Source organism: Clostridium pabulibutyricum (genome assembly GCF_058242705.1).
This window is the reverse complement of record NZ_JBZAYZ010000001.1, coordinates 369,795-394,849: the sequence shown is the minus strand read 5'-3', so window position 1 is coordinate 394,849 and position 25,055 is coordinate 369,795. Positions and strand designations below refer to the sequence as shown.

Here is a 25,055-nt window from a genome sequence, read left to right as displayed (position 1 = left end):
TAAAACTCAAAATACGCACTTGAATAATTTTATTCCATTGTTTACTTATCCTTATTGACATAATAAACCATTTTTGGTATACTGCAAAATGTAACTGATAATGAATGTTATTATCAGTATTTTTTTATTAGAGGAGGATTAACTTGAAATCAACAACAGCTCAATTAACTAATTTAACTAAAAATCACTTTAGAATTATACTTCAACTTGCATTCCTAAGCTGCTTGATATTTAACTTTGAATATGGAGTTGCTGTCTGGATTCTAATTTCGTTATTGTCCATATTTTTTGGAAGAATCTACTGTGGTTTTTTTTGTACCTGGGGTATTTATCAAGAATTTGTAGGAACGCTTGGAAAAAAATTATTCAAAAATAAATTTGACACTTTCATTTCCCCAAAATCAAATGCAGTTTTAAGCTACTTTCGTTACGTTATAATGCTCAGCTATGCTTTTTTTGCTACATCGTTTTTTACATCAAAAGTACTTGCAAATTTAGGTGGACCAGATGTGTCAGCGCTTACAAACATATTATTTTCAAGAAAAGTTGTGGCTGGTTCTATACTAATTTCTCTATTCATATTTACAATTTTATCTCTTCTCATAAACAGACCTTATTGTAAATACTTTTGCCATGGATCAGTAGAAGCAGGTGTATTAAGCTTCGCTAAGATTTTTAAATTAAAAAGGAATCCTGACATTTGTGTAAATTGTCACAAATGTGAAAGCGTATGTCCTATGAATGTGCCTATAACAGAAATGGAGACAGTATATGATAGATATTGTATCTCTTGTTTTCAATGTATTGGACATAAAGGTTGCCCTAAGAAGGATGCACTCTATTTGGACATGCATCCTATAAAAACATTCTTAAAAGGAAAAAATATGGAAGACAAGATAAAATCAGTAAACATAATTCAAAAAGACATATAATTTGAGGAAGTGGTATTTTCGTGAAAAGCATATGGGATATAGTTAGCAATATCGTGGTAGTTATGGCTATATTACTAAATATATTGATTAGTCTAAAATGTTTTAGAAAATTGCATGATAAAAATAGTAGTACGCACAGAGTATTACAGCTTATTCAAGTTATCAGCATAATTTTCATATTTATATATACAGTTTCAAGTCTTCAGTATTACGCAGATGAATTAATTCAAAGTTGTAAAACACATACTCTTTTGAAAACATTATTTTTTACTACAAACTAAAATAATACAACAATTGAAACTTATAAATCAAATATTTGATTTATAAGTTTCAATTGTTATTCTCTTCTATTGATAAATTTAAGTTCTTAATTATTTAAGAAGTATATAAGTTAAATTAACGCTAAAATGTAAATTATTTGATTATTCAATCTTATATACCGGCAAGGTACTACTCCTTTTTTCCCAGAAGCCATAATATACTCACATTAAGTGCATCCGCTATAGCAACAAGTTCCCTATCTGTAACCGGTCTCTTTTTTGATTCAATCTTTGATATAGCAGTTTTTTCAAGTTCTAATCCTCTTACTGCGAGTCTTGCAAGTAAATCCTTCTGAGTTATCTTCGGATTGCTTTTAAGTCTGGCATGTTTAACTTTGTCTCCAATTAAATTTTTGTTTTTTTTAGTATGAATCATCAAGTTGTCCTCCAAATATCATATATTCTAATTGATTATATGTGAGAAATAATGTTATAATTTGCTTATTGAGCAAGTTTTGTGATCTTATGGAGGATTTTATACTTATGAACGATGTCGAAAAAATTGAGTACCAGATTGAAGAACTGAGAAAAGTCTTAAATAATAAGATTTTAAATAATGCATTACCTGATGAAATATTAAATATAAGCTGCGAACTGGACATACTCATTATCAAATATATTAATTCCTGCGGCAAATAACTATTATTATACTTTTCCTAAAGAATAGGTACAAGTTCTTTTTTCCAATACGCAAAAACAGGTAGATTCCAAACAGAACAAAAAACAGCATATAAATACATATTGTTTATATACTGCCTTTTACAAATTTAAAATTCACGTCCTTATTATATAATCTTTTTTTCTTGGAGCAGCTTTTCCTATCCCGCCTTCCTCCGCATATCCTAAAATGCAATTTCCTACTCCAACATAATTGTCTTTAAGTCCCCATTCTTTTTTAAAAGCTTTTCCTTCTTCGGTTTCAAATACTTCTCTCGCCCTATATATATAGCATGAGGCCACCCCAAGTGCATTTGCAGCATTTAACATATTGCCTATTACAAGTGCTCCATCTTCAATATAAGTACTTCTATCCTTGTCTGTAAAAACTACAGTAAGAGTCGGAGCACCGTAAAATGGATCCGATTTTGCTCCCATAACCTCTGCATTTAGCCTAGAAATTTTCTCTATTGTTTTCTTGTCTTGAATAACAACAATTATAGGAGACTGCTGTCCCATACTCGTAGGTGCATAAGTTCCCGCTTCAAGAATAGCACTGAGCTCTTCCCCTTTTATCTGTTGACTTTTATATTTTCTACAGCTTCTTCTTGCTTTCAAATCATTTAAAGTTTCCTTCATAAAATCAAACTCCCTTCAAATATTAATCCTGTTTTGAAACAGGAATTTTTACAATAAACTTACTTCCTATACCAACTTCGCTTTCAACCTCTATACTTCCTTTAAACCCCATGACTATGTGCTTTACTATTGCAAGTCCAAGTCCTGTTCCTCCCTGACTTCTGGACCTTGCTTTATCAACCCTGTAAAATCTCTCAAAAAGACGTTCCTTGTGTTCTTTTGATATTCCAACCCCATTGTCTTTTACCCAGATTATACAATCTTCATTGACAAGTCTATCCCCTACTTCAACAAAACCATCTTTATTTGAATATTTAACTGCATTGTCTATAAGATTTATCATCATCTGTTTAAATTTATCCTTGTTTCCATAGATATCGGGAAGACTTGAAACATCCATTGCTATATTTATATTTTTTTTCTTAGCGGTACCTTCCATAAGACAACATACATCCTGTATGATAGATTTTATATTTATCCTGTCATTTGAATCATCATTGTCATTTTCTATATGCGATAATATAAGAATATCTTCTATAAGCCTTGTAAGCCTGTCAGCTTCATCATTTATAATATTCAAAAATTTGTTTTTGTTTTCACTGTTGTCAACATATTTCAAGGTTTCTGCAAAGCCTTTTATAGATGTTAGAGGAGTCTTTAATTCATGAGAAACATTGGCTACAAACTCTGATCTCATGTTTTCCAGCCTTTTTATGTCGGTTATATCCTGTACAACTGCCACCGTACCTATTTTATCTTTAAAATTGTTTATTATGTCTGCAGTTTTTATTCTAAGTTGCCTCTTTCTAGGCCATATTATAGTAATTTCATGATATTTTCCATTCCCATACTTGAATATTTCTTCAAGCTCAAAATCACGTATACTGTCCATTAAATTTTTGCCAATTATATCGCTGTCTATTCCAAATATCTCCCTGGCATACGGATTTATCATTATAATTTTATATCCTGTATCTATTGCAATTACCCCACTGTCCATACTTGTAAGTATTGCCTTCAACTTGTTGCTCTGGTTTATTGAATCATTTAATGTATATTGGAGTTTTTCAGCCATATTATTAAAGGTTTCCGCAAGCTGCCCTATTTCGTCATTTCTGTTTATGCTGACTCTTTTTTCAAGATTTCCATCTGCTATACTGGCGGTTATTTTCTGAAGTCTCCTTATAGGCCGTGATATGGAATCAGACAACTTTGTCACTAAAACTAAAGATAAACCTATGCATGCCAACATTATCATTATATAATATCTAAAGTATACAGCTTCAAACCCTTTTATCCGTTTCATAGTCATCGCGCTTCTTACTACATATCCATCGGTATCTGCCGTTGCAAAATATAATGTGGTTTTGTGAGTAGTTTCACTCAGCCTTATATCATAACCCTCTCCATATTTTCTCGCATCTACAATTTCCTTTCTTCCATTGTGATTGGGAAGTTCTTTCCCATACTCTTCAGAATCGCTTATAACCCTTCCATATTTGTTTATACATGTTCCCCTCATATTTGTATTATTGAAATAATCCTTGAATGCCTGTGGCCTGTCCTTGTAACCTTCTCTCTTCATTGCATTTATTACAGCCTGATTATTCAATTTCAAAGTAGTCTTGATGTTTTCTATATATTCATGGTTTTCAATTATCATAAAAAGCCCTGTCATTACGATCAAGCTGAGTACAAGTATACCTATCATGGACATCATAAATTTTCTTCTCATAAAATCACCGTTATTCCTCAGGGTTAAATCTATATCCTATTCCACGCATTGTTTCAATATATTTCGGTTTTTTATCATCCTGTTCTATTTTCTGACGCAGATGTCTTATATGTACATCTACTGTTCTAGTTTCACCAACGTATTCATATCCCCATATTTTATCAAGTAAAAAATCTCTTGTAACAACCCTTCCCATATTTTTCACGAGAATATGCAAAAGTTCAAACTCCTTCAGTGTCAGTTCCACTTTGTTTCCATCCTTAATAACCTCATGCTTGTCAAAATCAACCTTCAGTTCTCCAAAAACGTAATAATTATCTGCCCCTTCAATATTTATCCTTCTAAACATAGCTTTTATTCTTGCAACAAGTTCTCTAACTGAAAATGGTTTTGTAATATAATCATCTGCTCCAAGTTCAAGTCCAAGCACTTTGTCAAACTCCTCGCCCTTTGCAGTTATCATTATGATCGGAATAGTTGCAATTGAACTGTCTTTTCTAATTTCCTTGCATACGTCGTAGCCATCCATTCCAGGAAGCATTACATCCAAAAGTATAAGATTTGGCTTTTCCTGTTTTATCTTTTTCAGTGCCTCGATTCCATCCCCTGCAGTTATTGTCTTATATCCGTTTTTTTCAAGATTGAATTTGATAAGTTCACATATGTGCTCTTCATCATCAACTATTAGAATTTTTTCTTCAGACATGACTACCTCCAAACAAACTAACGAATTTTTAATTTACTTCATATAAATAAATGAAAACATACGTCCACAGTCTTTATTTTTTCTATAGGAGTGCATTCTATACATTTTGTTACAAGATGTACATACATCAACACAAATTATATTGTCGTCATCTATCCCTTCATGATGTAACTCGTGTAAAAGGCATTTCCGAAGGTCAAGATTGTTGCCTAAAAATATATCTTTCCTGTCTTTATAAAACTGCGACTCTGCAAATTTTTCTACAACTTCATCTCCAACCTCATAACAACAAACATTTATATGAGGTCCTATACACGCGTAAATATTATCCGCACTGCTTTTATATTCAGATTTCATTTTTTGAACAGCTTTCATAAGTATAAGATTCAAAGTGCCCTTCCATCCACTGTGAACTGCACATACAACATCATTTTCACTGTCATAAAGAAGTATTGGCACACAATCTGCGTTAAAAACTCCCACAGCGATTCCTTTTTTGGTAGTCAAAAGTCCATCTGCCTTTTCAAGTTTTCTCGAATAATCAACAACTTTATCACCATGAACCTGACTTAAATATCCTACATCTTGAATATTAAAGTGCCTTTTTAAATTGTCAAGATTTTTTAATCCCGATCTCTTTTCCTTGTTAAAATCAAGGTCGCCTTTTGCCGTGGAAAAAATAGCTTCTGCTCCACAGAGATCAATTTTTAAAAATTCATAGTTGTCTATATAAATACTTTCCATATCAGCCCTCCACAATAATAATTAATATTACAAAATATATTTTAACATTGTTTATCTGTTAATTGAACTTTGTATACATATTTTAAACTTCTTAACATTAATTTAACATACATAAATGCAAAATAAAAGAACTTCAATGGCTGCTAAAACCAGAGAAATCCTTTCATTAAAAAGATATTATTTCAATATTTCATTTATAATGCCTTGAGGCACAACGCTCTCACCACCGAGAACTGTTATCTGTCCAACACTTCCTGTACTTGATTTTACGTACTTGCTCACAGCATCAGGCACTGAATTTCCTACAAGTATCACTGGTGCCTTTTTACTTCCTGCAGCAGCCGAAGCTGATAGTGCGTCTGCAAAATTGCTTCCAGATGCTATATATATACTGGATTTGCTGTAGTCACCCTTGAATTTGTCAAGCACTGCTATATTGGTTTTATACCTGTCTTCTCCAGATATTCTTTCTCCATTTATCTCCTTTAATACATTGTCCCCTACAACTGATTTTCCACCAACTATATAACATTTGACATTACTCGATTTTATATAGGTTGAAATATTTGAATCAACACTACTTCCATCGGTCAATAGTATTGGACTTCCTGTTAATGCAGCATAGGAAGACACCGAGAGTCCATCAGGAAAATCCTTTCCAGATGCCATAAATATATCCTTAATATTCTTCATGCTTTTGGCAACTGCAAGTGAAGTTTCATATCTGTCACTTCCTGATATTCTTTTTACTACTATATTCATATTTCTAAGTGTATCTTCTACATTTTTTGAAACCGAACCTATACCGCCCACTATATAAGCTGTTCTTGCCTTAAGCCGTGATATTTCATTTTTAGTATAAGTGTCAAGAAAAGCTTTCTCAGTAAGAAGAAGAGGTGCCTTTTTTGAATTTGCAAAAGGTGCTGCACTTAATGCATCTGCAAAGCTTTCCCCTGAAACGAGAACCACCGAATCCGCACTGTCCCATTTATTTTTTGATACCTTGGCAGCTGTTTCGTATCTGTTTTTTCCAGCAAGTCTTGATACATTTTTATGGTTTGAAGTCTTGTTTATAGTATAGGTATCCGTAACTTCCATAGTATCAGTTCTATATGTTGTTATTGTAAAACTTTTATCCGTCATTTTTATGTCCGAGAAGGTAGGTACATGAATCTGTTCCTTTTTTGCTTCATAATAATTATTGTAGTTTGGTTCTTGAATTTCATAGTATTTACTTCCACTGGCTGAATTTGCTGTTACATAAAGTACTCCATTGGGATCTGTAACATTTGTATCATTTTTATCGCTTACAGCGTTTCCGTCTTCCATCTGGCATGACCTCGTATATACATGATCATGTCCATCAAGTACAACGTCTATGCCAAGTTCCTGAAATACTTGCGGATGAGTAATTCTCCTCTGCGCTATATCTGCATCCGTCTCATGTGTTGCAGAACTGTATATGGAATGATGCATTCCAACTATCTTCCACTTTACATTTGGATTTTGAGCTATTGCCTCTTCCATAAACTGTTTGTGATCTTCTGCATTTATGTCATTACTGTTCAGCATTAAGAACAATGTGTTTCCATACACGAAATAATAATCATTTCCAGTAGTTCCACTACTTTTATCCGTTTCATATCCATTACTCGTAAATATACCATATTTATCCGACATATTTGGAATATTAAAATGAGTAATGTGTCCTTTCCCATAACCTTCGTGGTTTCCGGAAATTGCTGCTATAGGTATATTTCTAAGCTGTTGTGGTTTAAAATACTCGTTGTATTCAGGTTCATTATTTCCATCTATTACTTCCTTGCCGTTGTTTACCTGATCACCTATTGACAAGAGAAAACTTGCATTTGAAAATTTACTTGTAGCTTTCTTTATCGTATCCTGCCATCCTTCTCCATCTTTTAAAATATCACCACTGGCACCTATTTGCGGATCTCCTGCAAATAAAAAATTAAATTCTGAAGTATCTTCTGTTGTGTAATTTTCTACATCACTCCAATTTGTACCATCTCCTACCCTATATACATATGACATATGGTCTTTAAGTCCCGTCACAGTTACTTTATTGGAAAAATATCCATCATCTCCATTAGATATTTCTCCCTTGAATAACTTTGACTTTTCAGATGGGAATTCACTGTTTGTCATATCTGATTTTAGTGCAATCTCAACCTGTGCAGACAAATTATTACTTGAATACCAGGTGAAATTTATTTCTGACTCATCTTTTCCCGGTGAAAAAGTTATGTCCTTTATATGAGCTTTGCCATCTTTAGTCGAAGACTGCTCTTGAACTGTAATATTCTCTCCAGAATCTTTGGCATTAACTGATAAAGGTATTGCAGCACATGAGAGTCCTATAAACGAGCATAAAAAAAACAGTCCCGCTTTTCTAAAATATGAATTCATAAAATTCCTCCCTTTTTTAATGTACAATTGTAATTCTAGCATTATATATGTTTTTTTCTTTCTCAGTAGTGTAAATTCTGTGTAAAAAAATCATAACATTCTAATTTAACTTACATTTTACATAAACTTTATAAATAGATTTTAATGCTGTTATATAATTGGAAGCATGAATTTAATTACTTAAAATTTTTTTGGAGGTATAAAATGATAAACTTTTTAAAAAGTTACAAGATATTCACTGTTTTATTACTTGTAGTTTTATCTGGAATATTTTTATACAAATTCAATACAAACCATCCTGTTACATATAATATTCAAAATGGGAAATCATCTGTAAAATATGAAAAGGCCCGGGTCCTGTCTGTAAAAAACAATTCTATGACAAAGCTTAAAAATTCCCGCAATATATACTTAGGCACCCAGAATGCAAAATTGGAAATCATCTCCGGTGAACATACAGGTGAAATAAAAAATATAACCAACTATTTAAGTGATACACACAATGTATATCTGAAACAAAACATGAAAATAATTGTCGAAATTTCGTCTTCCGAAAGTAACTACAGCATTATAGTATATAATTACTACAGAGCTCCCGTTCAATATGCATTTATCGCATTGTTTTTTATTTCCTTGTGTATAATAGGCGGTAAAAAAGGCATGAAATCGGTACTAAGTCTAATATTTACCCTTTCCTTAGTCATTTTTTTATTTATACCAATGCTGTATCTCGGTTATTCTCCTACAGCATCATCAATCTTAATCACAAGCATAATTACCTGTATGTCTCTTTTTCTTTTAAATGGATTTAGTCCCAAAAGTACCTGTGCCATTTTAGGAACCATATGCGGAGTGGCCATTTCAGGATTATTGGAACTTGTATTCGGACATTTTGCACATTTAAATGGATTGAATCTTACACAAGTAGAAAGTTTAAACATGGTTTCAAATGTATCCGGAATGAAAGTTCAGGAGCTTGTTACTGCTGGAATATTAATATCATGCCTTGGAGCTGTCATGGATCTTTGCATATCCATAGCCTCATCAATGCAGGAAATATATCTTTCCAATCCAAGTATTTCAAAACAGGAACTTTTCAAATCCGGTATGACAATAGGAAAAGACATGATGGGAACTATGGCAAACACACTTATACTCGCTTTTACAGGGGCATCTTTAAGCATGATCATAATAATATACTCCTACAATCTGGACTATAACCAGCTTATAAATATGGACATGGTAAGTATTGAGATAATTCAGGGACTTACAGGCTCACTTGCCATAATATTTACAGTTCCCATAGTATCTTTAATCTCAGCTGAAATAATTCCTAAATCCTTATTTAAACATTTATCTTGAATTTATTTACTATTTTTATTAATTCTTCTGCTCTAACGGCATTTTCATCAGTTTTAACTCCAATATGAGTATTTTTAGCTTCTATGGATTCCATGCTCTCGGATATATCAGAAGCATCACTTGTACATTTGTCAGCTGTATCTATAATTTCATTGATTATGCCGCAAAGTTCATTGTGAGACAAATTTATACTATCTGCAAGTACATAGAACTTGTTTATAAAATCTTTTATCTTATTACTATCATTTTGGTATTCTAAGCTCATATTTATTATATGAGCGTATTCTTTTACAATTTTTTCTTCCACGGAAGATAGCATGTCTCTTGAACAGCCAATAAGTTCACTCACTGCATCAGTCATATCCTTCACATCCCCTTGTATTTTATCTACTACAGATGATGACTGTTCTGCAAGCTTTCTCACCTCTCCAGCAACTACCATGAACCCTTTTCCATATTCTCCTGCTCTTGCAGATTCAATATGAGCATTTACAGCAATTATATTTGTTTTTTTCGATATATTCCTTATTTGTTTTAACATGTCAAATATATTTTTTACAATTTTAATCGTATTAAGTGATTCTTTTAGTTTCTCACTTGAGGTATTATATTGCTCCTGAAGATCTGTTTGGGATTTCTTTATTCTGTTCTTCATTATCTCAGCTTTTTTATTTATTTTATCAGCAAAATCAAGTCCCGCTCCAATTTCATCTACAGTTTGTCCAACTACAGTTTTTACAGAAGTAATTCTTTCTCCAAGATCTTCAACTGAAGCCAGCACTTCTTCCATGCTGGCAGTTATATTACCTGAACCTTCAACAACAGTGTTTACCTCTATTTTAGATTTATCAAACATGTCTTTTATATAATTACTGGACCTTAGGGTCAACTTTCCCTCATCACTGGCACATTTTATCATTCCCTCTATATTTTTTATTGCAAATTTTAAATCATCAGCCAGCTGTCCAAATTCATCCTGTCTTTTTATATCCAAATTACATCTAAAATTAAATTTTGAAAGTTCAAGCGCATATTTTCTTATTTTTACAACAGGCGCCTTTATTCTCAATGATATTATTATTCCTATTATTACCCCTATTATTATAAATATTAAAGTTGCAGCCATCATTTTATACTTCAATAACTCTACAGATGAAAATATCTCTCTTTTATCCATTGTAAGGCCTAAATACCATTTTATTCCCGGTATAGGAGAATAAGCTAGAAGCTTATCCACACCCTTCATATTATAACATCCATAACCTTTATTTCCCTTTATCATATCTTTTTCAAGTTCCGCTATTTTTTCAAGACTTTTATCTTTTTGAGCATTTTTTATAGTATTGTCTCTATTTAGTACCAAGGTAAGATTTTTATCTACAACTTTGGTTCCATTACTGTCAACTATAAAACAATATCCTGTATTTCCAACCTTCATACCTTGAACAAGTTTATTTAGTTCAGACATACCAATATTGGCAAACAATACTCCTATGACACTTCCATTTTTCTTTATTGGAACCGACACTTCTATAATTTGTTCCCCATTTATATTGAAATATGGTCCCGATATTTGACCTTTTCCTTTTATAGAATTTTTCATATATTGTGAATCATCGGAAGTTAAATTATTTTGAGTTTTCGTACCATCTTCCATATATGTAAGTCCACTAAGATCCATTACACCTAAATTCGAATAATTCAATTCCTTGGATTTCTCGTTTAAGATTGGAATCTCCACTTTAGGATTCATAGATTTTATTTCTTCCCTGTCAGCTATTTGGAGCATTGACTTAATTTGTCCTGAAAGCATTTCTGAAATTAACTTAGATGATTGTGTTGCTTTATCTTTCAATTGTGAATTTATGTTTTTTTCCATGGATTTATAAGAACTATAATAAGAAATAAATCCAAGAACCGCACATACAGTCACTACAAGTATTCCAATTTCTGCTGTTATTTTTAGGCTCACACTTTTAAAAAACCTTATATCTTTAAATTTAATTATATTAACTAACTTTTTTATTTTTAAAAAATTAGTTGAAAATTTTAATTTAATATCTTCTTTCATATTATTTCCCCCAATATTGTTATTCATTTATAAAGGTATTTTTATCTATATCAAAAATTATAAAACTACTGTTTTTTATTTTTTTAGCTTTTTTCTTTATTTTACTCATATGTATTCCAACTTCATCAATCTTCTTAAAATTTTCAAAATACCCACATATACATCCTAGTGCTATGGATGTAAGAGGAAATATGTCTTTGTTCCCTTTTCTGTCAAGAGATTCAATATATCCCTTTTCTTTGTCTTTTTCATTAAAAAAATCTAATATTTGCAAGTCAAAGGTTGAAATTATATTTCTGCAAAGCTCACAGCAAATTTCAAAATTGTATTCTATTACACATACGAAATCATCCCCTCCTATATGTCCTACGAAACTCCGGTGTAGAGAAAGTTTTTCAAATTCATCCTGTATAAGCTTTGCTGTAAGTTTTAATACTTTATCTCCATTTTCAAAACCATATGTATCATTGTATATTTTAAAATTATTTAAATCTGCATAAATTAAAAAAAATCTTTCATGACAATGCATTATGTTTTCAATTACCTTATTTATAATTTCATTACCCGGAAGACCAGTAAGGGGATTTAAATTTTTAGCACGGTTTTTTTCAAATTCCATAGTATATTCAAGTAAATTTTTTATTGTAACAATTCCATAATACTTATTTTCCTTAGTAACTATGACATAGTCATATATTTTCTTTATATCCCTTGCCATGGCAACTTTAGCTACATCACTTACATCTGTATAATAATCAACTATAAGGGGAGATGTATCCATTACCAATGCTACAGAACGTTTAAAAAAAACAGACATTCCGTATTGAGTAGCAAGTACATAGTCCAAGTTGTGCTGCATAATAAGTCCGACTGGATAACCATTTTTTACTATGCATACACCTGTAATTTGAAATTTCTCAAAAAACTGCTTAATATCTTTATTTCTGGTTGTAACCTCTGATGCTGGATTATTTTGAGCTATACTTCCCACATAATTTTTATCAAATTTATTATTTTCTATTCTATTATACTTAACTATTTTCTCCTTCACCCTTTCTGAAATATCGAGGAAGGCCCCTGATGGCCTTTGCAGAAAATATCCCTGTCCATATGTAACTCCTAAATTTATCAGCTTTAAAAGTTCAGCTTCAGTTTCAATTCCTTCGGCAATAATTTCCATATTAGTAGCTTTGGCAAGAGACAAGACTGTCCTTACCAATTCCTGTTTAAACAAATCTTTGTCTATATCTTTTATAAAAGATATATCAATTTTTATATAATGAGGCTTTGTCTCCATTAAAGTTTTAAGTCCTGAATAACCAGTACCCATATCATCAATAGCTATTTTATATCCCTGCCTTACATAATTGTCCAATGCCGTTTTAAAACCTTTATAATCTTTTATGGCAGTTTTCTCAGTTATTTCAAATATAATTGAATCCGGAGATATTCCGTTAATTTTTAAAAAATCCTTGGTAAATCCACTTTTAAATCTTGGATCTTTAAATATTTTTGGATCTACGTTAATAAAAAGAAGTTTATTTTTATCTATTTGTTTTACTTTCTCAATGGCCTTTATCCTACATAAAAGCTCTAACTCCCATGTTCTATCATAATTTTCCGCTTCTAAAAAAAGCTTTTTTGGAGAGTGAAGTGGAGAATCCTTGGGACCTCTGCTTAATGCCTCATATCCTATGACAGACGCATTTTTAAGAGATATAATTGGCTGAAATACTGTGCTTATATCTTTCTTTGACAGTATTTTTTCTATCTCATCTTTATAACATATACTCATTTAATCCACCTCATATAAAAACTTTTTACATAAGTATACAATTGTTATATTAAGTACAGGCTAATTATTTGTTAAATTAAACTAATATCCACCTCAATATATAAAAAAAGTAGACAGCTTACAATTAGCTGCCTACTTCTTTGAAATAAGATTTTTTATTTCTTCCATAAATGTATTTATATCCTTAAACTGCCTATAGACAGAAGCAAACCTAACATAAGATACTTCATCTATATCTTTTAGTCTTTTCATCACCATTTCACCTATATCAGATGAATTTATTTCAGTTATCATTTTATTGTTTATAGTTTTTTCGATGTCATCTGCTATACTCTCAAGTTCCTGCCTGGAAACAGGTCTTTTTTGACATGCTTTTATAAGTCCGTTAAGCATCTTGTCCCTGTCAAAATATTCCCTCTCCATGTTCTTTTTTATAACAAGTATTGGAAGATTTTCAATCTTTTCATAAGTTGTATATCTTTTTTTGCATTTAAGACATTCGCGTCTTCTCCTGATAGCTGTATTGTCTTCAGTAGATCTCGAATCAACAACTTTGCTTTCTTCATGACCGCAATAAGGGCATTTCATCCTGTTTCACGTCCTTTATATCTATATTTGTCTATATTATACACTTATTTGGCAAAGTTTGCATCAACATCAACTTCACAAGGACGGATAACCGAATATTTATGATGCTATATCCTCTGCATCTACAAGAAGAACATCTACCCCAATTTTTTTTACACTGCTCCATGGGATCTCAACATCTTCATTCTTTCCAAATAAATTTATCTTAGATGTTGTAGATGGAAGTATAATAGAAATTATTCTATTATTTTCACAGTCCATTTTTAAGTCCTTTATAAGTCCAAGTTTTGAACCCGTATTTATATCTATAATCTCCATGCTCCTTAAAGCAGCCAGAGAATATAGTGAAATTTCTTCATCCATATCATTTTCCATATGTAAACCCCTCCCAAATAAATTTTATTATAAACTTACACCATCATATATATTTCCTCATATGTTTCAATGCAGTCTTCTCAAGCCTTGATACCTGAGCCTGTGATATTCCTATTTCGTCAGCTACTTCCATTTGAGTTCTTCCATCAAAAAACCTAAGGTTTAATATAAGCTTTTCCCTGTCATTGAGCTTCTTCATGGCTTCTTTTATAGATATATCCTCAAGCCAATTTTCATCGACATTTTTTGTATCACTTATCTGATCCATTACGTATATTGCATCTCCACCGTCTCTGTATATTGGTTCAAACAACGACACCGGATCCTGAATTGCATCAAGTGCAAACACAACTTCTTCCCTCGGCATTTCTAGTTCCTTGGCTATCTGCGATATTGTAGGTTCCTTGTTGTTTTCCCTAACAAGCTTATCTCTTGCCTGGAGTGCCTTATAGGCTATATCTCTCAAGGATCTGCTAACTCTTATGGAATTATTGTCTCTTAAATATCTTCTTATTTCACCTATTATCATAGGCACTGCATAAGTAGAAAATTTTACATTTTGGCCAAGGTCAAAATTGTCTATCGCCTTTATAAGGCCAACACATCCAACTTGGAACAGGTCATCTGCATTCTCACCCCTGTTGTTGAACCTCTGTATTACACTTAATATAAGTCTCAAATTTCCTTTTATAAACTTTTCTCTAGCCTTTAAATCACCATCTCTAGTCTTAATCAAAAGATCTTTCATTTCATTTTCTTTAAGAACTGGCAGTTTAGATGTATTTACGCCACAGATTTCAACTTTGTTAATTATCATGCAATCAGCCCCTTTAGAATATATAGCATTTTAAGTATTTACTAAGAAGCTGAATTTTATACTAAAGACAAACTTACAACATTTTATTTATTTCTTTTTTTAATCTTTTTATTATTCTTTTCTCAAGTCTCGATATGTAGGACTGTGATATACCAAGCATGTCTGCCACTTCCTTTTGCGTCTTTTCAATATTCCCATTCAAACCAAATCTCAAATTTACTATTTTCTTCTCTCTGTCACTTAACTTTTGCATGGCCATAACAAGGAGTTGTTTGTCCACCTCATCTTCTATAAGATCATACACTATATCATTTTCCGTCCCTAATATATCGGAGAGCAAAAGTTCATTTCCATCCCAGTCTATATTAAGAGGCTCGTAGAACGATATTTCTGCCTTTACTTTGTTGTTGCGTCTTAGATACATGAGTATTTCATTTTCAATGCATCTAGAAGCATAAGTTGCAAGCTTTATTTTCTTGCTTGGATCAAAAGTATTTACAGCCTTTATAAGTCCTATTGTTCCAACCGATATCAAGTCCTCCACATTCACTCCTGTATTTTCAAATTTTCTGGCTATATACACAACAAGTCTCAGATTTCTCTCAATCAGTGTAGATCTTACTTTTTCATCTCCGGAAACAAGTTTAAGGACAAGATCTGCCTCTTCTTCTTTCGTAAGAGGCGGCGGCAGGACATCACTTCCTCCTATGTAATACAAATTTTTAAAAAACACCTTGAATTTCAGCATCAATCTGTTAAGTACAACATTTATTTTCATCATAACTTTTTCCCCCAATTAGTCCTATTTTTTTGGATTTATCCTCAATACACACTTGATTTACAATTAAATTACTCCCCTTGGTAAAAGTGCATGATAATCACTAAATTCACTTAGCCTGTCATCGCAAAAAGCGACTACAGCCTCCCTGCTTTCAGTAGTATTTTGCGTTTTTATTATTACAGATTTCGGTTTGAATCCCAAAAGTTTATCACAGCTACCATTAACTACCCTGTAAGGTATATATAATTTATCATAACCTTCAATGTTAACATCCAAAAACTCGGACCTTTCGACTATTATAACCGGAAGATTGGTTGCAGGTTCTTTAAGCTCGTTACCCGTATCAAGAAATGCTTTTACACTTTTGCTGCCACCCTCCATTACAATATCAACATTGTATATAAGCGTGCTAAGACTTCTTCTCCCGTTTACAAATACAACAAGTCTGTCAACAGCCACATATGTCATCATAATCGCAATCAAAAGCCACTTTGACGAGAAATCATATGACCCATACCCGTACCTGTTGTATTGGATAAACATACAAACACCCGCAAGAAGCATAGAATACATTATAAACATTGCTAATGCTTTTATATTGAACATAAAATTTTTTCGTCTGAATGCAATAACAATCATTACTGCTGCTGCACATATCTTAAATGGCAAAGTTGAAAACACTTCAAGCCTCGGGAAAATCATGGTGACAACATACATTCCCCCGATTGCAGATGACAAAATCATATACTTGAATTCAATTACAACTCTCATGGTTTTCGCTGTAATATACATTACAAAGAAATTAACTATAATATTTATAAAAACAAGCACATCTATAAAAACAATCAAGTGCCACCATCTCCTTAATGTATTATTTTCCCATAATTTACTTTTTATTATATACTTGTTTAGTTCAAAATTTTGTCATTTTCTAATTGTGATGAACATTTTTATTTTCTATAATATGTCATGTAATTCAAATTTATGCACAATACCAAACACACTAGTTTTCTAAGACATAAAAAGCTGCCGGCATCTCTGCCGGCAGCTTATAAACTACTCAATTAATTTTATTGTCTTCTCTGTCTTCTTAAAAAAGCTGGTATTTCAAGGTCTTCATCTTCAAAGTTCTTATATTCTGATGTAGCTGCAGCTTCATCTTTACTGTCATTACGATGGTAAAATTGTTCTCTGTTTCCGCTTTCATTTTCCTTATTCACTTTTTTCTCTGGCTTCGCAGTTTTTGCCTTTTCTTCAAAACCCGTAGCTATAACAGTAATTCTTATCTCATCTTTTATCTCTTCGTCTATAACTGCTCCGAATATTATATTAGCATCTGGATCCGCAGCATCTTGAACAATTTCAGCAGCCTCATTTATTTCCAGCAATCCAAGATCAGCACCACCTGTTATATTTAAAAGTACTCCCGTTGCACCAACTATAGAAGTCTCAAGAAGAGGGCTCGATATGGCCTGTTTTGCAGCATCCTGTGCTCTGTTGTCTCCATTGCCCTTGCCTACACCCATATGAGCAAGTCCCTTATCTATCATAATCGTTCTTACATCTGCAAAATCAAGATTTACAAGTCCAGGTATTGTTATAAGATCTGATATGCCCTGAACACCTTGTTTCAATACATCATCAGCAAGTTTGAATGAATCCATCAAGGTAGTTTTCTTATCAACTATCGACAACAATCTTTCATTTGGAATTGTTACAAGGGTATCTACCCTGTCTTTCAAATTGTTTATTCCCATTTCTGCATGTATCATTCTTTTTCTTCCTTCAAAAGGGAACGGTTTTGTTACAACTCCTACAGTAAGTATGCCCATTGACTTGGCCGTTTCAGCAATTACAGGAGCTGCACCTGTTCCAGTTCCGCCGCCCATTCCTGCCGTTATAAACACCATGTCTGCACCTTTTATTGCCTGTGAAATTTCATCCTTACTTTCTTCTGCAGCTTTTTGTCCTATTTCAGGATTTGCACCTGCTCCCAACCCTTTGGTAAGCTTTTCTCCTATTTGTATTTTTTGAGATGCCTGCGAAAGCATCAAGGCTTGTTTATCTGTATTTATAGCGATAAACTCTACATTTTTTAATCCTTCAATTATCATTCTATTTACAGCGTTGTTTCCTCCGCCTCCACATCCTATTACCTTTATTTGAGCAAAATCCTGAACATCAACATCAAAATCTAGCACTACAATACCCTCCTCATTAGAAAAAATCTGTAAAAAACTCCTTTATTTTTGATACAAAACCACTGCTTTCATACTCCTTATTTTCAGTCTCAGCACCATGTCTCAACAGATTTTTATAGTCTTCCGACTTTTTTTCTTCATATTTGTTCAATGGATTTTCATATTTTCCATCCATGGAATTAGATGCATCTTTAACAACTCCAACTGCTGTAACATACATTGGGCTGGACGCACCTATATAATTGGGAACACCAATTCTAACATGTTTCTCCAGTACTTTCTCACTAAATTCTTTTATTCCTTTTATTTGTGATATTCCTCCACCTACCAAAACAACCTCTGATATATTCTCGTTATTATCCAGATTCCTTATCCTGCTGTCTATTATACAAAGCAATTCCTCTACTCTAGCCTGTATTATTTGAATAAGAACATCATAGTCAACTTTAACCTTACTGTTATAATCTGTATTCACTTCTACTTCAAAGGATTTAACATCTGAAAGTGATTCAACGCTTGCATACTTTTTCTTCAAATTTTCTGCAGAAGATATAGGAATCTTCAAGCACACTGAGATATCATTAGTTATACTATTACCACCAATCGGTGCGGTAGCCATACTAGCAAGTTTTCCTGAATTGTAATCATAGATATTTATTGAATCTCCACCTACATCGACAAGTAAAACTCCTCTCTGAATTTCCTCATCCCTCAAGACAGCCTGAGACATCGCCGTAGGTTCAAAGACAAGTCCGCTTGCTTTTACTCCAGCCCTATTTACACTTTTAAAAAAATTATTTATCACACTTGACTGGGCAATTACAAGCTGAGCATCCACTTCAAGCCTTACGCCACTCATTCCTATAGGATCTTTTATTTTATCATATCCATCAATTATATACTGTTCTGGAATTATCCCTATTATTTCCTTATCGTTCGGAATAGTCATTACTTTAGATGCTTTTAAAACTCTATTCACATCATTTCGTCTAACTTCTCCATCTTCTGAAGATATGGCAACTACTCCTTTTGTCTCAACAAGTTCACTTAATCCTCCGGGGAGAGCGATATAAGCTTCCTCTATTTTGATATCTATCATTCTTTCCAAATCATAAATGCATTTTTTTATAGACTCGGAAGTACTGTCTATATCTATTACAACTCCTTTTTTTACTCCACTGCAATCAGCTGAAGTAATACCCATTATTTGCATTTTGCCATATCTATCTAACTTACCTGCTGCAGCACATATATTAGATGATCCAACATCTATTCCTATTATATATTCGTCCATTAAATATTTTCCCCCTTGTAATAGAACCATCAAAATATATATTCAACAGGAAATTGGAATTTCCTCTTTATATTTTATCATATTTTGATAAATTCTAAAATACACTGAGATATATTAATTGTATAATAAAAGGAAAAGAGAAGTATCTCTTTTCCTCACAGTTATATCAATTTGCCTTTCTAAGATCTTTTATTTTTACACTTCGTGTATGAACTGTATGGTTCCATTCCTTGTTGTTTTTATTGAGAATTCCAAGTATTGAAATTGGAAACCACGTCATGATATACAGTGGGTATAACAAATAGTACAAAAAAACTTTAAAGCTGAATTTCCTCTCAATTAGAAGAATAAGTGGAGTATATATACACTGGAGTATTGAAAATCCTATAGCCAGAACTGTCACTACACTAAAATCTACTGAATAAACGAACTCACTTAAATTAGATATGATGTTGTATGTAGACATAAAGTGCTGCAAAAATCCCATGATTGCAGAAATACCAATCAGCACCGTAACAATCGGCTGAATACTGTATAGCGCACAATCAAGAGGTACAAAGCTGAAACTCGTAAATGCCTTCTTTACAAGTTTGAAAAAATATCTGCTCGATACATCTGCAAATCCCTGCATCCATCTCTTTCTCTGCCGCCATGACTGAGGAAGAGTAAGTGGTTTCTCATCATATATCACTGCATCATGAGCCCAACCGACCTTGTATCCATTTAATATAAGCTTGCATGTAAATTCAAGATCTTCTGTAAGACATGTGGCACCCCATCCCAGTTTCTTCAATATGCCTGTTTCTACACAAAACCCAGTCCCTCCAAGCTGCGTAGACAATCCAATATTGCTCTTTGCAAGTTGAAACATTCTGTTATTGGTCCAAAATGCAATAGAATAACTACCCGTAATCCAAGTGTCAACAGGATTTTTACTGTCAAGATAGCCCTGCACAACTTTATAGCCTTCGTTCAACTTTTTGTCCATGGCATTCAAGAAATTTTTATGTACCAAATTATCAGCATCAAATATTGCAACTGCTGAATATTTTTTATTCATCTTAAATAACTTATTGAACATCCATTCAAGTGCATATCCTTTTCCTCTCTTGTCCTTGTTGAACCTTTCATAAACAATAGCACCCTTTTTTCTGGCCTTCTGGGCTGTTTTATCTGTACAATTATCAGCAATCACAAAAACATCATATAATTGCTTTGGATAATCAAGAGCCATCAAGCTGTCAACAACATCTCCAATTACAACTTCCTCGTTGTGAGCTGCTACAATAAGTGCAAAGCTTGATTTTCTCGTAGTAATTTTGTCATCTTTTTTTCGCCACAAGCCAAAAAACGATATGCACAAGTAGTATATTGATATTATGTAAACAATACAGGTTAGAATACGAGAGGTATCATGAATTATTTCTTTAAAAATGTCCAATTTCATCCCCCCTAATTTAAGGTTATTTTAACATAAATACTTATCAATTACTATAGTGTTTATACTGTTAATAAATATTTTACACAACATACAATTTTATAATATCAAAGTTCTATTATTCTCTTTATCATATCTCTGTCAACGGCATACGCAAGCATGGACTCCATTGATATTTTCCCTCTCTTATACAACTCTGCAAGGGACATATCCATTGTCTTCATCCCATATTTGGCACCAGTCTGCATAGCTGATTCTATCTGATGGCCTTTACCTTCCCTTATCATATTCCTTATAGCCGCTGTAGCAACCATTATCTCAAGTGCTGCAACTCTGCTCTTGCCATCTATGTTTGTTACAAGCTGCTGTGATACTATTCCTCCCACGACAGCTGCAAGTCGTATTTTTATTTGCTGTTGCTGATAGGCCGGAAATACATCTATTATCCTGTCTATTGTTTTTGCCGCTCCTATTGTATGAAGCGTTGACAATACCAAAGTCCCCGTTTCCGCTGCAGTAAGGGCAATTGATATCGTTTCAAGATCCCTCATTTCTCCAACTAAAATAACATCCGGGTCTTCTCTTAGAATAGACTTGAGTGCAGTGGAATAACTACAACTATCCTTCCCTATTTCCCTTTGATTTATTATAGATTTACTATGTTTGTGAAGATACTCTATAGGATCTTCAAGTGTTATTATATGAGCCGCCCTTGTTGAATTTATCTCATTTACCATTGCAGCAAGAGTCGTACTTTTTCCACTTCCTGTAGGACCTGTTACAAGAATCATACCCCTTTTATATGAAGTAAATGTTTTAATCACCGGTGGAAATTTAAGCTCATTTAAAGTCGGTACCTTGAGTCCAACTACTCTTATTGCAATTGAGCTACTGCCTCTTTGTTTAAAAACATTAACTCTAAATCTTCCAAGACCAGATACTGAAAATGAGCTATCAATTTCACCTGTTTCAACATACTTATCATAATCACCGTTGAGTATATCTTTTGCATATTTTTCTGTATCACCTGGTTTCAACTTTTCATTTCCAGCTTTACTTAATTTACCGTTTTTTCTTATAATAGGGGGTACTCCCACAGTTAAATGTAAATCTGATGCATTTTCTCTAGTAGTTAGTTCCAATAATTCTTTCAGCAACTTCACCTTTTTTCCCCTTTCGAAGTATTTAATGTAGACATTTCTCTATATTATTAATCGTACTATATTTAAAATCTTTAATACAATACTCCAAATAAGGTGTAAATTTAGTTATATTGCATATATTGCCATACAATATACGGTAAAATTACTTTACTGTTTCTTCCCATAATTCATTTCTTTGTATAATTTCTTCAAAGCTTTTTTTTCTATTCGTGAAACATATGATCTTGATATTCCAAGAAACTTTGCTATTTCTCTCTGGGTTCTGGGTTTACCCTCTGAAAGTCCATATCTCATTTCAACTACACATTTTTCCCTACTTGTAAGACATGTATTTATTTTTAAATATAATTTTCTTACCTGCATTTTATGTTCTACAATTTCAACTATGGAATCCTCGTCGCTTCCCAAAACATCCATCAATGAAATTTCATTGCCCTCTGCATGATGGACGTACTGTATTTTATCTGAAATGTATAAAAAGAAAACCTTGGATTAGCCAGGGTTTTTGAAAATCACATTTAAGAGTATTTAAAGATATAATCTTAAATGGATATAATTAGTATGTATTGTAATTATACAATATTTTGTAAACAGTTACAACACTAATTGAAAATAAATCCTTACATATAAGTACTATTTCTTTAGATTCTGTACTTTTATTTCTTTCTAATGCTGTTCTCTACTATCCTTACAGCAAGTTTTCTTACTTCTTGTTTACGTCTCTCGTTCTCCTCTTCGGTGATTTCAGGAAAAATTATCTTTATAGATGTATTTCCAGATTTGAAAAATCTTTCATTTTTCATAAAACCACCTCTATTTTAATTTATTAATACATATATATAAATATACTTGTACAGCTTTCAATAAAAGATATGAATAAAATAGCTTACTCTATTAAAACGAGGTGAATTATTAAATGAGAGTATGTATTTATCTTCGTAAATCACGTGCCGATGAAGAAATTGAGAGAGATCTTGGGCAGGGTGAAACTCTCGCAAAACACAGAAAAGCCCTTCTCAAGTACGCTGCCGGAAAAAAACTCGACATAATAAAGATATATGAAGAAATTGTCTCTGGAGAAAGTCTTATACATAGACCCGAAATGCTAAAGATGCTTGGAGAAATCGAAAAAAATATGTACGATGCAGTACTCTGCATGGATATGCAAAGGCTTGGGCGTGGGAATATGCAGGAACAGGGCCTCATTCTCCAAACTTTCAAAGAACATAATACCAAAATTATAACGCTGCAGAAAACCTATGATTTAAATGATGACTTTGATGAAGAGTATTCCGAATTTGAAGCCTTTATGTCCCGCAAGGAATTAAAGATGATAAATCGAAGACTCCAGAGTGGAAGACTCCGTTCTATAGAGGAAGGTAACTATCTTTCTCCTCTTCCGCCATACGGATATAATATAAAGGAAGGTAAACATTTCAGAACACTTGACCCCGATGAAGAACAATCTTCCGTTGTACGTCTCGTATTCGACATGTACGTAAATAAAAACATGGGCTACACAAATATCGCTAGGGAACTGAACAAACTTGGCTACAAATCCTATACAGGCAAAGACTGGGAACCTTCCATAATATCCAATATAATAAAAAACCCCGTATATATAGGAAAAATAACATGGAAGAAAAAAGATATAAAAAAGTCCAAAAAACCAAATAAAATAAAAGAAACCAGAACAAGACCAAGAAAGCAATGGATAATAGTAAACGGAAAGCATCCGTCTATAATAGATAAAAATACATTTTACGCAGCAAACAGCATAATGAAAGGTAAGTATCACACTCCATACAAACTTACGGCAAAAATAAGGAATCCACTGGCGGGAATCGTAATATGCAGCAACTGCGGATCAAAAATGGTATACAGATCCTACAAGACAGGAGAACCTCACATTATATGTGCCAGATCATGTGGAAACAAAAGTTCAAAATTCATATACATAGAAAGCAGAATGCTTGATAGTATAGAATCTCTATTGCAGAACCTTGAATTGAATATAAAACTCAGCCCACAAAAGTTGAATCCAAATCTAGAATCATATAAAAAACATTTAAAAAGTTTGATTAATAAACTAAATGAACTCAAAAGCCAGGAAAATAATCTATTCGATCTATTTGAAAGAGGAATATATGATATAGATACTTTTACCGAAAGATCCAAGAACGTATCCTCAAGAATTGAAGATACAAAAAAGGTCATTGACATTATAAAAAATAAAATTGAAGTTGAGAACAATACAAGAAATATCGAAGACTACATATCAAAAATAAAAAATGTTCTCGACGCATATAAAAACTCAAACAGCATTGCCGAGAAAAACCTTCTTTTAAAAAATGTAATCAACAAGGCCGTTTATAAAAAAAGAAAAGATCAAAAAAACGATGAGTTCTCTCTTGTCATATACCCGCGCATTATTTTCTAAAAATTGGCTTTTATTTTTAAAATATATGGTTTATAATAAATGATAATACCATAACTTAGCCCTCTTCTGGATACATCTATCCTCTGGAGGGCAATTCATTGCCCTCTTTGTCTATTCCTATAGGATCCTGCAAGTAAACTTCACCTTTTATCTTCTTATTATTTCTTATAAGCATAAGTATTTCATTTTCAATGCATTTTGCTGCATAAGTGGCAAGTTTGGTACCTTTTGATTGGTCAAAGGAATCTATTGCCTTTATCAACCCAACTGTACCTATTGAAATCAAATCATCTATATCCTTTCCCGGATAAGAATACTTTTTTACAATATGAGCCACCAATCTCAAATTTCTTTCAACCAGTACGCTTTTTGCAAGTAAATCTCCCTCTTTAAGCTTTTTTAAATAGTATTTTTCTTCCTCGTCATTCAGAGGTTGTGGAAATGAGCTATTATTAGTAACATATCCAGTCATAAACAACATACTGCTAATAATATCCAATAAGCAATTCGTTAAAAACACAGCTGCTCCTCCTAATAGTGCTTATTAATATAATATGAGCCTTATTT

Annotated in this window: 22 protein-coding genes and 2 pseudogenes; 4 read left to right on the top strand and 20 right to left on the bottom strand. The window is 32.7% G+C overall.

Features of this window, described 5'->3' with window-relative positions; genetic code table 11:
• Positions 1-143: 143 nt before the first annotated feature.
• Positions 144-932 (top strand): 4Fe-4S binding protein, encoded by a 789-nt coding sequence (locus AC4CVH_RS01990; RefSeq protein WP_490786039.1) that lies wholly within the window; start codon positions 144-146, stop codon positions 930-932.
• A gap of 450 nt (positions 933-1,382) precedes the next feature.
• Here the strand turns inward: AC4CVH_RS01990 and AC4CVH_RS01985 are convergent, their stop codons facing one another.
• Entirely contained in the window at positions 1,383-1,628 is a 246-nt protein-coding gene (locus AC4CVH_RS01985; protein ID WP_490786038.1) for a helix-turn-helix domain-containing protein, read from the bottom strand.
• A 107-nt stretch (positions 1,629-1,735) separates the two neighbouring features.
• Between AC4CVH_RS01985 and AC4CVH_RS01980 the strand changes: the two genes are divergently transcribed.
• Positions 1,736-1,891, top strand: coding sequence for a Spo0E family sporulation regulatory protein-aspartic acid phosphatase (locus AC4CVH_RS01980; RefSeq protein WP_490786037.1), 156 nt, complete (start codon positions 1,736-1,738; stop codon positions 1,889-1,891).
• A 135-nt stretch (positions 1,892-2,026) separates the two neighbouring features.
• On the opposite strand, the gene AC4CVH_RS01975 is transcribed toward AC4CVH_RS01980, so the two are convergent.
• The 5 genes from AC4CVH_RS01975 to AC4CVH_RS01955 form a co-directional block, all read right to left on the bottom strand.
• A complete protein-coding gene (locus AC4CVH_RS01975) occupies positions 2,027-2,548 on the bottom strand; it encodes a nitroreductase (RefSeq protein WP_490786036.1) in 522 nt (173 codons plus the stop codon).
• 22 nt (positions 2,549-2,570) lie between these two features.
• Complete coding sequence (pnpS, locus tag AC4CVH_RS01970; protein ID WP_490786035.1) at positions 2,571-4,283, bottom strand: two-component system histidine kinase PnpS; 1,713 nt, start codon at positions 4,281-4,283, stop codon at positions 2,571-2,573.
• Between the two features lie 10 nt (positions 4,284-4,293).
• Complete coding sequence (locus AC4CVH_RS01965; protein WP_490786034.1) at positions 4,294-4,989, bottom strand: response regulator transcription factor; 696 nt, start codon at positions 4,987-4,989, stop codon at positions 4,294-4,296.
• Positions 4,990-5,022: 33 nt separating this feature from the next.
• Positions 5,023-5,733 (bottom strand): peptidoglycan editing factor PgeF, encoded by a 711-nt coding sequence (pgeF, locus tag AC4CVH_RS01960; RefSeq protein WP_490786033.1) that lies wholly within the window; start codon positions 5,731-5,733, stop codon positions 5,023-5,025.
• Between the two features lie 177 nt (positions 5,734-5,910).
• The gene (locus AC4CVH_RS01955) at positions 5,911-8,163 is read right to left on the bottom strand and encodes a cell wall-binding repeat-containing protein (protein ID WP_490786032.1); all 2,253 of its coding nucleotides are present in this window, start codon (positions 8,161-8,163) and stop codon (positions 5,911-5,913) included.
• A gap of 204 nt (positions 8,164-8,367) precedes the next feature.
• Here AC4CVH_RS01955 and AC4CVH_RS01950 point away from each other — a divergent pair, with 204 nt between their 5' ends.
• Positions 8,368-9,525: a YibE/F family protein gene (locus AC4CVH_RS01950; RefSeq protein WP_490786031.1), complete on the top strand. Its 1,158-nt coding sequence runs from the start codon at positions 8,368-8,370 to the stop codon at positions 9,523-9,525.
• Here the strand turns inward: AC4CVH_RS01950 and AC4CVH_RS01945 are convergent.
• The 13 genes and pseudogenes from AC4CVH_RS01945 to AC4CVH_RS01885 form a co-directional block, all read right to left on the bottom strand.
• Positions 9,509-11,596 (bottom strand): methyl-accepting chemotaxis protein, encoded by a 2,088-nt coding sequence (locus tag AC4CVH_RS01945; protein WP_490786030.1) that lies wholly within the window; start codon positions 11,594-11,596, stop codon positions 9,509-9,511. The two genes, AC4CVH_RS01950 and AC4CVH_RS01945, sit on opposite strands and share 17 nt — an antisense overlap.
• A 19-nt stretch (positions 11,597-11,615) precedes the next feature.
• A complete protein-coding gene (locus AC4CVH_RS01940) occupies positions 11,616-13,391 on the bottom strand; it encodes a GGDEF domain-containing protein (RefSeq protein WP_490786029.1) in 1,776 nt (591 codons plus the stop codon).
• Between the two features lie 132 nt (positions 13,392-13,523).
• Positions 13,524-13,979 (bottom strand): transcriptional regulator NrdR, encoded by a 456-nt coding sequence (gene nrdR, locus AC4CVH_RS01935; RefSeq protein WP_490786028.1) that lies wholly within the window; start codon positions 13,977-13,979, stop codon positions 13,524-13,526.
• A gap of 99 nt (positions 13,980-14,078) precedes the next feature.
• Positions 14,079-14,354 carry a YlmC/YmxH family sporulation protein gene (locus tag AC4CVH_RS01930; protein ID WP_490786027.1) on the bottom strand — a complete coding sequence of 92 codons (276 nt, stop codon included), beginning with the start codon at positions 14,352-14,354 and terminating at the stop codon, positions 14,079-14,081.
• A gap of 43 nt (positions 14,355-14,397) precedes the next feature.
• Positions 14,398-15,171, bottom strand: a complete 774-nt coding sequence (sigG, locus tag AC4CVH_RS01925) for an RNA polymerase sporulation sigma factor SigG (RefSeq protein WP_490786026.1) — start codon at positions 15,169-15,171, stop codon at positions 14,398-14,400.
• A 73-nt stretch (positions 15,172-15,244) separates the two neighbouring features.
• Positions 15,245-15,952 carry an RNA polymerase sporulation sigma factor SigE gene (gene sigE / locus AC4CVH_RS01920; protein WP_490786025.1) on the bottom strand — a complete coding sequence of 236 codons (708 nt, stop codon included), beginning with the start codon at positions 15,950-15,952 and terminating at the stop codon, positions 15,245-15,247.
• Between the two features lie 63 nt (positions 15,953-16,015).
• Complete coding sequence (locus AC4CVH_RS01915) at positions 16,016-16,801, bottom strand: sigma-E processing peptidase SpoIIGA (protein WP_490786024.1); 786 nt, start codon at positions 16,799-16,801, stop codon at positions 16,016-16,018.
• Positions 16,802-17,022: 221 nt separating this feature from the next.
• The gene (gene ftsZ, locus AC4CVH_RS01910) at positions 17,023-18,153 is read right to left on the bottom strand and encodes a cell division protein FtsZ (protein WP_490786023.1); all 1,131 of its coding nucleotides are present in this window, start codon (positions 18,151-18,153) and stop codon (positions 17,023-17,025) included.
• 16 nt (positions 18,154-18,169) lie between these two features.
• A complete protein-coding gene (gene ftsA, locus AC4CVH_RS01905; RefSeq protein ID WP_490786022.1) occupies positions 18,170-19,447 on the bottom strand; it encodes a cell division protein FtsA in 1,278 nt (425 codons plus the stop codon).
• Between the two features lie 166 nt (positions 19,448-19,613).
• Positions 19,614-20,888, bottom strand: coding sequence for a glycosyltransferase family 2 protein (locus AC4CVH_RS01900; RefSeq protein WP_490786021.1), 1,275 nt, complete (start codon positions 20,886-20,888; stop codon positions 19,614-19,616).
• 104 nt (positions 20,889-20,992) lie between these two features.
• Positions 20,993-22,048: a type IV pilus twitching motility protein PilT gene (locus AC4CVH_RS01895; RefSeq protein ID WP_490786020.1), complete on the bottom strand. Its 1,056-nt coding sequence runs from the start codon at positions 22,046-22,048 to the stop codon at positions 20,993-20,995.
• Between the two features lie 147 nt (positions 22,049-22,195).
• Positions 22,196-22,489, bottom strand: a pseudogene (locus AC4CVH_RS01890) (sigma factor-like helix-turn-helix DNA-binding protein); the annotation flags it as partial.
• 215 nt (positions 22,490-22,704) lie between these two features.
• Entirely contained in the window at positions 22,705-22,851 is a 147-nt protein-coding gene (locus AC4CVH_RS01885) for a hypothetical protein (RefSeq protein ID WP_490786019.1), read from the bottom strand.
• 113 nt (positions 22,852-22,964) lie between these two features.
• Between AC4CVH_RS01885 and AC4CVH_RS01880 the strand changes: the two genes are divergently transcribed.
• A complete protein-coding gene (locus tag AC4CVH_RS01880) occupies positions 22,965-24,488 on the top strand; it encodes a recombinase family protein (protein ID WP_490786018.1) in 1,524 nt (507 codons plus the stop codon).
• 91 nt (positions 24,489-24,579) lie between these two features.
• Here AC4CVH_RS01880 and AC4CVH_RS01875 read toward each other — a convergent pair.
• Positions 24,580-25,008, bottom strand: a pseudogene (locus tag AC4CVH_RS01875) (sigma-70 family RNA polymerase sigma factor); the annotation flags it as partial.
• Positions 25,009-25,055: the final 47 nt, after the last annotated feature.

Bases quoted from the DNA above. Each gene is read 5' to 3' on its own strand.
- AC4CVH_RS01985 (WP_490786038.1), bottom strand. From the start codon at position 1,628: ATGATTCATACTAAAAAAAACAAAAATTTAATTGGAGACAAAGTTAAA.
- AC4CVH_RS01980 (WP_490786037.1), top strand. From the start codon at position 1,736: ATGAACGATGTCGAAAAAATTGAGTACCAGATTGAAGAACTGAGAAAA.
- AC4CVH_RS01975 (WP_490786036.1), bottom strand. From the start codon at position 2,548: ATGAAGGAAACTTTAAATGATTTGAAAGCAAGAAGAAGCTGTAGAAAA.
- pnpS (WP_490786035.1), bottom strand. From the start codon at position 4,283: ATGAGAAGAAAATTTATGATGTCCATGATAGGTATACTTGTACTCAGC.
- AC4CVH_RS01965 (WP_490786034.1), bottom strand. From the start codon at position 4,989: ATGTCTGAAGAAAAAATTCTAATAGTTGATGATGAAGAGCACATATGT.
- pgeF (WP_490786033.1), bottom strand. From the start codon at position 5,733: ATGGAAAGTATTTATATAGACAACTATGAATTTTTAAAAATTGATCTC.
- AC4CVH_RS01955 (WP_490786032.1), bottom strand. From the start codon at position 8,163: ATGAATTCATATTTTAGAAAAGCGGGACTGTTTTTTTTATGCTCGTTT.
- AC4CVH_RS01950 (WP_490786031.1), top strand. From the start codon at position 8,368: ATGATAAACTTTTTAAAAAGTTACAAGATATTCACTGTTTTATTACTT.
- AC4CVH_RS01945 (WP_490786030.1), bottom strand. From the start codon at position 11,596: ATGAAAGAAGATATTAAATTAAAATTTTCAACTAATTTTTTAAAAATA.
- AC4CVH_RS01940 (WP_490786029.1), bottom strand. From the start codon at position 13,391: ATGAGTATATGTTATAAAGATGAGATAGAAAAAATACTGTCAAAGAAA.
- nrdR (WP_490786028.1), bottom strand. From the start codon at position 13,979: ATGAAATGCCCTTATTGCGGTCATGAAGAAAGCAAAGTTGTTGATTCG.
- AC4CVH_RS01930 (WP_490786027.1), bottom strand. From the start codon at position 14,354: ATGGAAAATGATATGGATGAAGAAATTTCACTATATTCTCTGGCTGCT.
- sigG (WP_490786026.1), bottom strand. From the start codon at position 15,171: ATGATAATTAACAAAGTTGAAATCTGTGGCGTAAATACATCTAAACTG.
- sigE (WP_490786025.1), bottom strand. From the start codon at position 15,952: ATGATGAAAATAAATGTTGTACTTAACAGATTGATGCTGAAATTCAAG.
- ftsA (WP_490786022.1), bottom strand. From the start codon at position 19,447: ATGGACGAATATATAATAGGAATAGATGTTGGATCATCTAATATATGT.
- AC4CVH_RS01885 (WP_490786019.1), bottom strand. From the start codon at position 22,851: ATGAAAAATGAAAGATTTTTCAAATCTGGAAATACATCTATAAAGATA.
- AC4CVH_RS01880 (WP_490786018.1), top strand. From the start codon at position 22,965: ATGAGAGTATGTATTTATCTTCGTAAATCACGTGCCGATGAAGAAATT.